Raw genomic sequence first — 6784 nt, 5'->3', positions numbered from 1 at the left:
GGCATGGACAAGGAGGAGCCGCTCAACCGGTTCCTGTCGAAGGTGCCGAAAGGCCGCTTCGAGGCGGCGACCGGACCGGCGACTTTGTGCGGCGTCGGCGTCGATATTTCAGACCGCACAGGGCTGACCGAGCGGATTGCGCCGTTTCGTCGCGGGCCACGGCTGGAGGAAACCGCACCGTCCTTCTGGTCGTGACATTGATATAGGCACGCTTAATACCTAACTGCCGGCGACACTGCTCTAGATCGTTGAAAGAGGGGACGACCTCCATGCAGCTCATCGAATTCCTGGCGCCGCATTTTCAATTTGTTTCCGACCCGACGGCTTGGGTCGCGCTGCTGACGCTGATTGTGCTCGAGGTCGTGCTCGGCATCGACAATCTGATCTTCATCTCGATCCTGACCAACAAGCTGCCGGAAGCACAACGGGCCCGTGCCCGCCGGCTCGGCATCTCGGCGGCCCTGATCATGCGGCTGGTGCTGCTGGCCACCATTTCGATCATCGTCCAGCTTACCACGCCGGTGTTCACGGCCTTCGGTCACGGTTTTTCCTGGCGCGACCTGATCCTGATCGCCGGCGGCCTGTTCCTGGTCTGGAAGGCGACCAAGGAGATCCATCACACCGTCGATCCCGACGACCACAAGGATACGATGATGGGCGAGACGCTGCAGATCAGCCTTGCCGGCGCGATCTTCCAGATCCTGCTGCTCGACCTGGTCTTCTCGATCGATTCGATCATCACCGCCGTCGGCATGACCGACGAGATCGCCATCATGTACATCGCCGTGATCGTCGCGGTCACCGTGATGATGCTGGCGGCCGGGCCGCTGGCCAACTTCATCGCCAAGAACCCGAGCATCGTCATGCTGGCGCTGGGCTTCCTTCTGATGATCGGCATGACGCTGATCGCAGACGGCATGGGCTACCATGTGCCCAAGGGCTACATCTATGCGGCGATGGGCTTTTCGGCATTGGTCGAGGGGCTCAACATGCTGGCGCGGCGACGTAAGAAGTCGGGCGGCGGGCATTGAGGCAGACCCAGAATACCTAATGTCCTGGCACGCCCTTCGGGTGACGGTCGCCGATCAGGCCGAGCGTCAGGCCCTGTTCCAGCCACGCCTTGGCGCCGGCCAGCACCAGCGTGAAGCCGCCGGTTGAGCCGACGGCCTCTTTCACCTGCTCGTCGCCATCCCCGGCGAAGCCAAAATTGCGAACCTCGAGAAAGGTCGTCTCGCCAGGCATTTCGGTGAATGTCCAGACCACGGTGGTTGGCGGATCGCTCCATTGCATGACGATCTTTTCATTCGCGACGATCTCGCTGACGTCGACCGTCGTCGAGACGCCGTACATGCGCCACTCCCAGAGGACCTGCTTGCCGCTGTCCAGCCGGCCGCTGCCATGGGTGAACCAGAATTTCGTGGTTATGGCCGGATCGACGATGGCCTCGAATACATCGGCGACAGGCCGCCGGATCAGCATGCCGGCTTCGGCGAATGGTTTTTCGCGGATGTCCATCGGATGCTCCTTTCGGGATTCGGCGCTCACCAGGCGTCCGGTTCGCGCAGCATGTGAATAATGTTGGCAGGGTTGGTGATCCAGCCGCCGCGGAAGCCCTCGCCCAAGGGCTCAATGGCGTCGCAACGCACAACACCGGCCTTGGCGAAATGATCCGCAGCCATGGGGAAATCCTTGGTGAACAGCTCCAGCCACACCTCGGCCTGGCTCATCATCGGCGCCTCATCGATCCACAGGCGGTTGGGGCCAAGCTCGAAGCCGATGGCCGGTGCTTTGTCTGTGAACGGCTTCAGGCCGACGACGTCGCGGTAGAAGGCGATCGTCGCCTCATATTGGTGCGGCGGTACCTTCATGGCGATGTTGATGCCGCCGGTGATTTTCGTGGTCATAGCTGGCTCCGTTGTCGTGTTCGGCTGTTGTCGCCTTTGCTCAGGCTGGTCATGCGAGATTTATCTGCCAGGAGACCCCGAACCTGTCGTTGAGCCATGCGAAACGGCGGCTGAAGCCGTAATTGTCCGGTGGCATCAGGAACGCGCCGTCCTCGCCCAGTGTCTCGACAATCCGGTTCAGCTCTTCTTCTGAGGAACAGTCCACATAGAGCGAGACCGATGGCGTGAACGTGAAGGCGTGGTGCACGGGGCTGTTGAAGACCATGACTTCCAGCCCAGCGATCGACACCCGCGCCAGCTTGACCGTTCCTTGCGGGCCGTCTTCGCCGGGGCCGTAATTCGTGACGTCAAGCACGCTGCTGCCGGGAATGGTCTCGCAATAGAGGGTCATTGCCTCTTCGGCCTTGCCCTCGAACATCAGGAATGGCGTTACTTTCTTCATTGCGGATCTCCATCCTCCCCATAGTCGCTCAGATATTGGTCTCGTTGGCGGGTTCGCCCCTCATCTCGCTGCGATAGTAGCCGTCGCGCAAATTGATGCCGTATTCGACATAGGCCTTCATGCAGGCCAGCATCTGCGACCAGCCCTCGCAATTGAGGTAGGACTTCTTCAGGCCGACCGCGCCTTCCTGCCAACCGCTCTCGGCGATGGTGACGAAGGTGCCGCCATCGTCGAGCGGCTCGAAATTCATCTCGATGCGGGTCTTGTAGGCGGGTTTGCCGTCGGCGTCGGTGGCATCCCAGCGCAGCACGATGCGGCTGTCCTTGACCACTTCGTCGACCTCGACCGGCACCTTGCCCCACCAGACGACGCCGGCGCCAGCTTCCAGCGGGGCGCTGGCGCCGCCGATCGTGGTGAAATAGCCGCTCAGTTTCTTCGGATTGACGACCGCGTCGAAGACGTCGGCGACCGGCTTGCCGATGCGTCCGGAAACACTGAATCCAAGTGACATATCCACAACTCCTTCCCTTGATCGGCCCGACAATATGTTATAAAAACATAACATGTCAACCCAATCGCAAGACGACAATGTTTTCAAGGCGCTGGCGCATCCGCGCCGGCGTGAAATGCTGGATCAGCTGAAGGACGCGCCGAAGACGACCGGCATGCTGTGCGAGGCCTTTCCCGACATCGATCGCTGCACCGTGATGCTGCATCTCAAGGTATTGGAGGAGGCCGACCTGATCGTTGCGCGGCGCGACGGCCGCGAGCGCTGGAACCATCTCAACGCGCTGCCGATCAAGCAGATCCACGACCGGTGGATCAGCCAGTATGCCGGGCATGCCCTCAGCATCATCGACCGGCTGAAGTCGGACCTCGAGGCGTGAACGCTTGCAGCAGCCCATGTCGCGCGTCCCGTGCGTGGTGCGGCTGGACGAATTGAGCCGATTTATCTATAAGCCGGCCATTCCGACAGAGAACGCCGTGCTTCCACGAGTTGCACCTGGGACGCTCTGAAATTTTGAATTCGGGCATTGCGGAAGACGAGGTCAGATCACTTCGCTTCGGGATGCTCTAGCCGAGAAGACGACAGGGGTGCCATGGCTGGCCATTCACAGTTCAAGAACATCATGCACCGCAAGGGCCGCCAGGATGCGGTGCGGTCGAAAATGTTTTCCAAGCTGGCGCGCGAAATCACCGTCGCCGCCAAAAGCGGGACGCCCGATCCATCGATGAACCCTCGCTTGCGGCTGGCGATTCAGAACGCCAAGGCGGTGTCGATGCCGAAGGACAACATCCAGCGCGCCGTCAACAAGGCCTCGATGGGCGATGCCGAGAACTACGAAGCCGTGCGCTATGAGGGCTATGGCCCGGGCGGCGTCGCCGTCATTGTCGAGGCGCTGACCGACAACCGCAACCGTTCGGCATCCAATGTGCGTGCTGCCTTCACCAAGGCCGGCGGCGCGATGGGCGAAACCGGCTCGGTGTCGTTCATGTGGGACCGTGCCGGCGAGATCTACTATCCGGCATCGGCCGGCAGCGCCGACAAGATCATGGATGCGGCGATCGAAGCCGGCGCCGATGATGTCGAGTCCGACGAGGAAGGCCACACCATCTATTGCGGCTTTGAGAACATGGGCGAAGTGTCGAAGGCGCTGGAAGGCGCGCTCGGCGAGGCTGAATCGGTCAAGCCGATCTGGCGGCCGCAAAACAACGTTCCGGTCGATGAGGAGCGGGCACAGTCGCTGATGAAGCTGGTCGCCACGCTCGAGGATGACGACGACGTGCAGAGCGTCTACGCCAACTTCGAAGTCGACGACGAGACCATGGCCAAGCTCAGCGCGGCATGAGCGAAGCTCAGTCCGAAATGAGGGGAGCTATACCCGCCACGAGCGAAAAGCCGTTGCCGGTCATCCGCATCACCTATTGCACGCAGTGTCAGTGGCTGCTGCGCGCCGGCTGGATGGCGCAGGAGCTGCTGTCGACCTTCGGCACGGACCTTGGCGAAGTGACGCTGGTGCCCGGCACCGGCGGCATCTTCACCATTTCCTGCAATGACGTGCTTGTCTGGGATCGCAAGCGCGACGGCGGCTTTCCGGACGCGGCCAAACTGAAGCAACTGGTCCGCGATGTCATTGATCCGGACCGCGACCTCGGCCATTCCGATCGGAAGACAAAGGCATAGGGGTCGCGAGCGCTGCCGTCACTTGCGTCGCCACGCACCGACGGCGGCGCCAATCGCAATACCCACGGCAACGCCCATCGGCAGATCATCCAGAGCGGTGCCGATCGCGGCACCGACACCAACTCCGATGGCCATGCCGAAGGCCATATTTGCGTATTGATCCTTCATCGGTCGCTCCATCCATCGTCGTCAACGCGTGGCGAACCAGAAGGATGCCAGCGCGGCTATGCCGCTGATGGTGCGGACATGGTTCCACATCACCCATTCATTGAGGTAGCGCGACCACAGGCTTGCGCCATTGCTGCTGGCCGGATCGACGGCGGCGAGCGCATCGTTCAGCGGGACGTTGAAGATCATCGTCACCACCACGATGCCGATGAGATACAGCAGGCTGCCGGCAAGCAGCCAGAGCGAACCCGACTGGCTCCAGCCCATCACCGCGCCGATGGCGACAAGGACGCAGACAAGCGCCGTGCCGAACAGGGCGGTCATGAACAGCGGCGTCACCGCGGTGACATTGATCGAATTCATCGCGGCGATACCGCCGGCAGCGGGCATGCGGGCGAGACCCGGCATGACGAAGCTGGAGAAAGCAAAGAAGACGCCACCGACGACGCCTGAGCCGATTGCGGCGATGAAGATGAGGGTGGGGAGAAGCTTCGCGATCATGTCAGTTGCTCCAGATGCCGGTTGCGGCGGTTTGCGTTGCGTAGGCGGAGAAGTCTCTTGGCTGGCGACCAAGCACGCGCTGGACGCCGTCGGTGAGCGACTCGTTGCGGCCGTCGAGCACCTGGGTGAACAGCTCATTGAGCAGCCAGCCGAATTCGGGCGGCAGCTCATGCGCGGCCACTGCGGCAGTGAATTCGTCATGCGAGATCCTGACAAAGCGGATGTCGCGTCCGGCCGCCTTGGCAATCTCGGCGACCGCGTCTGCGAAGCTCAGCAGCCGCGGCCCGGTCAACTCATAGAGCTGGCCGACATGGCCTGGCTCCGTCAGCACGGCAAAGGCGGCGTCGGCGATGTCGTCGGCATCGACAAAGGGCTCGCCGACATTGCCGATCGGCAACGCCACTTCGCCTTCAGCCAGGGACCCGGTGAAGAAGCCTTCGCTGAAGTTCTGCGAGAACCAAGCGCAGCGCAGGATGGTCCAGTCGGCGCCCGAGGCCTTCAGCATCTCTTCGGCGCGCTGGGCTTCCGTTTCGCCGCGCCCCGACAGCAGCACCAGTCGGGTGACACCGTTTTGCACCGCGAGCCTGGCGAAGGCGTCGACGGTTTCAGCGGCGCCCGGCACGGCGATGTCGGGATAGTAGCTGATGTAGAGGGCGCTGACGCCTTGCATTGCCGGTCCCCAGGTCGCTGGGACTTCCCAGTCGAAGCGCGGTGTACCGGAGCGCGAGCCGATCCGCACCGGCAGGTCGTGCGCCGTCAGCCGCTCGGCGAGACGGCGGCCGGTCTTGCCGGTGCCGCCGAGGATCAGAATTGGTTTGGTTGTCGGGTCAGTCATAACCGTTTCCTCTGTTTAAAATATGAATAATACTCACGTTTGCAAAATGTGATAAACCCTCGTATTTTGCGAGTCAAGCGATTTTGCTGGCATTGGAGTCAGTCATGGAAGACACGGCCGCGCCGGTTTCCCCGCGGGAGCAGATTGCTTCGCCGCGCCGGGCGCCCAGCCAGCAGCGCAGCCGCGAGCGGGTCGAGCGCATGCTGACTGCCGCCTCAGCGCTGATCGCCGAGCAAGGCAGCGACGCCATGCGCATGGGAGAGGTGGCGGAACGGGCCGGGGTGTCGATCGGGTCGCTCTACCAGTTCTTTCCGGACAAGCGGGCGATCATCTGGGCGCTGGCCGAGCGCTACACCGCCGAAAGCCAGTCCTGCATTTCGGCAGCACTGGCTGGTGTCAGGGACGCCGAAGGCCTGCAGTCCGCGTTTTCAGAGTTGGTCGACATCTATTACCGGCTGTTCCTGGCCGAACCGGTGATGCGCGACATCTGGTCGGGCACGCAAGCCGACAAGGCGCTGCGCCAGCTCGAACTCGCCGACAGCCGGGCCAATGCCGAGTTTCTAACCGCGGTGCTGAAACGGCTGCGGCCGGCAGCCGATCCGGTGGCGTTGGAAACGACGGCGTTCCTCATCTGGCAGATGGGCGAAGCCGCCATGCGGCTGGCGATCTCGGTTGAGCGCCAAGAGGGCGACAGGCTGGTCGCGGCCTACAAGCGCATGGCGCTGAGGGAATTGCTGGCCGAGTAGCAA

General features: G+C 62.3%; 12 protein-coding genes and 1 pseudogene. 6 read left to right on the top strand and 7 right to left on the bottom strand.

Translation table 11 applies throughout. The features are described from left to right. Together EN984_RS17155 and EN984_RS17150 are read left to right on the top strand one after the other, a co-directional pair. Positions 1 to 195 (top strand): annotated as a pseudogene (locus tag EN984_RS17155) (metallophosphoesterase); the annotation flags it as partial. 74 nt (positions 196 to 269) lie between these two features. Next, a complete protein-coding gene (locus EN984_RS17150; protein ID WP_127269216.1) occupies positions 270 to 1031 on the top strand; it encodes a TerC family protein in 762 nt (253 codons plus the stop codon). 16 nt (positions 1032 to 1047) lie between these two features. Here EN984_RS17150 and EN984_RS17145 read toward each other — a convergent pair whose 3' ends face one another. The 4 genes from EN984_RS17145 to EN984_RS17130 are packed head-to-tail and all read right to left on the bottom strand — an operon-like array spanning position 1048 to position 2857. After that, positions 1048 to 1515, bottom strand: a complete 468-nt coding sequence (locus EN984_RS17145) for an SRPBCC family protein (protein ID WP_127269215.1) — start codon at positions 1513 to 1515, stop codon at positions 1048 to 1050. A 26-nt stretch (positions 1516 to 1541) separates the two neighbouring features. Beyond that, a complete protein-coding gene (locus EN984_RS17140; protein ID WP_127269214.1) occupies positions 1542 to 1904 on the bottom strand; it encodes a hypothetical protein in 363 nt (120 codons plus the stop codon). A gap of 49 nt (positions 1905 to 1953) precedes the next feature. Then, entirely contained in the window at positions 1954 to 2346 is a 393-nt protein-coding gene (locus EN984_RS17135) for a VOC family protein (protein ID WP_127269213.1), read from the bottom strand. Between the two features lie 28 nt (positions 2347 to 2374). After that, positions 2375 to 2857 (bottom strand): SRPBCC domain-containing protein, encoded by a 483-nt coding sequence (locus EN984_RS17130; protein ID WP_127269212.1) that lies wholly within the window; start codon positions 2855 to 2857, stop codon positions 2375 to 2377. Between the two features lie 52 nt (positions 2858 to 2909). Between EN984_RS17130 and EN984_RS17125 the strand changes: the two genes are divergently transcribed. The 3 genes from EN984_RS17125 (at position 2910) to EN984_RS17115 (ending at position 4531) form a co-directional block, all read left to right on the top strand. Then, positions 2910 to 3233, top strand: coding sequence for a helix-turn-helix domain-containing protein (locus EN984_RS17125; RefSeq protein WP_127269211.1), 324 nt, complete (start codon positions 2910 to 2912; stop codon positions 3231 to 3233). Positions 3234 to 3446: 213 nt separating this feature from the next. After that, positions 3447 to 4196 carry a YebC/PmpR family DNA-binding transcriptional regulator gene (locus EN984_RS17120; protein ID WP_023811824.1) on the top strand — a complete coding sequence of 250 codons (750 nt, stop codon included), beginning with the start codon at positions 3447 to 3449 and terminating at the stop codon, positions 4194 to 4196. Further along, positions 4193 to 4531 (top strand): SelT/SelW/SelH family protein, encoded by a 339-nt coding sequence (locus tag EN984_RS17115; RefSeq protein WP_127383843.1) that lies wholly within the window; start codon positions 4193 to 4195, stop codon positions 4529 to 4531. The genes EN984_RS17120 and EN984_RS17115 overlap by 4 nt, the downstream gene beginning before the upstream one ends. Positions 4532 to 4549: 18 nt before the next feature. Here EN984_RS17115 and EN984_RS17110 read toward each other — a convergent pair whose 3' ends face one another. The 3 genes from EN984_RS17110 to EN984_RS17100 are packed head-to-tail and all read right to left on the bottom strand — an operon-like array spanning position 4550 to position 6035. Next, complete coding sequence (locus EN984_RS17110; RefSeq protein WP_127269209.1) at positions 4550 to 4699, bottom strand: hypothetical protein; 150 nt, start codon at positions 4697 to 4699, stop codon at positions 4550 to 4552. A 21-nt stretch (positions 4700 to 4720) separates the two neighbouring features. Then, on the bottom strand, positions 4721 to 5200 hold the full coding sequence (locus tag EN984_RS17105; protein ID WP_127269208.1) for an anthrone oxygenase family protein: 480 nt from the start codon (positions 5198 to 5200) through the stop codon (positions 4721 to 4723). Position 5201: 1 nt separating this feature from the next. Beyond that, positions 5202 to 6035 (bottom strand): NAD(P)H-binding protein, encoded by an 834-nt coding sequence (locus EN984_RS17100; protein ID WP_127273225.1) that lies wholly within the window; start codon positions 6033 to 6035, stop codon positions 5202 to 5204. 104 nt (positions 6036 to 6139) lie between these two features. On the opposite strand from EN984_RS17100, the gene EN984_RS17095 reads away from it, so the two are divergent. Beyond that, positions 6140 to 6781 (top strand): TetR/AcrR family transcriptional regulator, encoded by a 642-nt coding sequence (locus EN984_RS17095; RefSeq protein WP_127270924.1) that lies wholly within the window; start codon positions 6140 to 6142, stop codon positions 6779 to 6781. Positions 6782 to 6784 lie beyond the last annotated feature (3 nt).

It is taken from the genome of Mesorhizobium sp. M7A.F.Ca.CA.004.12.1.1, from assembly GCF_003997835.1.
In the GTDB taxonomy this organism is placed as follows: domain Bacteria; phylum Pseudomonadota; class Alphaproteobacteria; order Rhizobiales; family Rhizobiaceae; genus Mesorhizobium.
Note: the sequence above shows the minus strand (reverse complement) of the source record. Positions and strands in the feature narration are given on the sequence as shown.

What these genes read in the sequence shown, in the direction of transcription:
- EN984_RS17150 (WP_127269216.1), top strand. Translation starts at nt 270, where the DNA reads ATGCAGCTCATCGAATTCCTGGCGCCGCATTTTCAATTTGTTTCCGAC.
- EN984_RS17145 (WP_127269215.1), bottom strand. Translation starts at nt 1,515, where the DNA reads ATGGACATCCGCGAAAAACCATTCGCCGAAGCCGGCATGCTGATCCGG.
- EN984_RS17140 (WP_127269214.1), bottom strand. Translation starts at nt 1,904, where the DNA reads ATGACCACGAAAATCACCGGCGGCATCAACATCGCCATGAAGGTACCG.
- EN984_RS17135 (WP_127269213.1), bottom strand. Translation starts at nt 2,346, where the DNA reads ATGAAGAAAGTAACGCCATTCCTGATGTTCGAGGGCAAGGCCGAAGAG.
- EN984_RS17130 (WP_127269212.1), bottom strand. Translation starts at nt 2,857, where the DNA reads ATGTCACTTGGATTCAGTGTTTCCGGACGCATCGGCAAGCCGGTCGCC.
- EN984_RS17125 (WP_127269211.1), top strand. Translation starts at nt 2,910, where the DNA reads ATGTCAACCCAATCGCAAGACGACAATGTTTTCAAGGCGCTGGCGCAT.
- EN984_RS17120 (WP_023811824.1), top strand. Translation starts at nt 3,447, where the DNA reads ATGGCTGGCCATTCACAGTTCAAGAACATCATGCACCGCAAGGGCCGC.
- EN984_RS17115 (WP_127383843.1), top strand. Translation starts at nt 4,193, where the DNA reads ATGAGCGAAGCTCAGTCCGAAATGAGGGGAGCTATACCCGCCACGAGC.
- EN984_RS17110 (WP_127269209.1), bottom strand. Translation starts at nt 4,699, where the DNA reads ATGAAGGATCAATACGCAAATATGGCCTTCGGCATGGCCATCGGAGTT.
- EN984_RS17105 (WP_127269208.1), bottom strand. Translation starts at nt 5,200, where the DNA reads ATGATCGCGAAGCTTCTCCCCACCCTCATCTTCATCGCCGCAATCGGC.
- EN984_RS17100 (WP_127273225.1), bottom strand. Translation starts at nt 6,035, where the DNA reads ATGACTGACCCGACAACCAAACCAATTCTGATCCTCGGCGGCACCGGC.
- EN984_RS17095 (WP_127270924.1), top strand. Translation starts at nt 6,140, where the DNA reads ATGGAAGACACGGCCGCGCCGGTTTCCCCGCGGGAGCAGATTGCTTCG.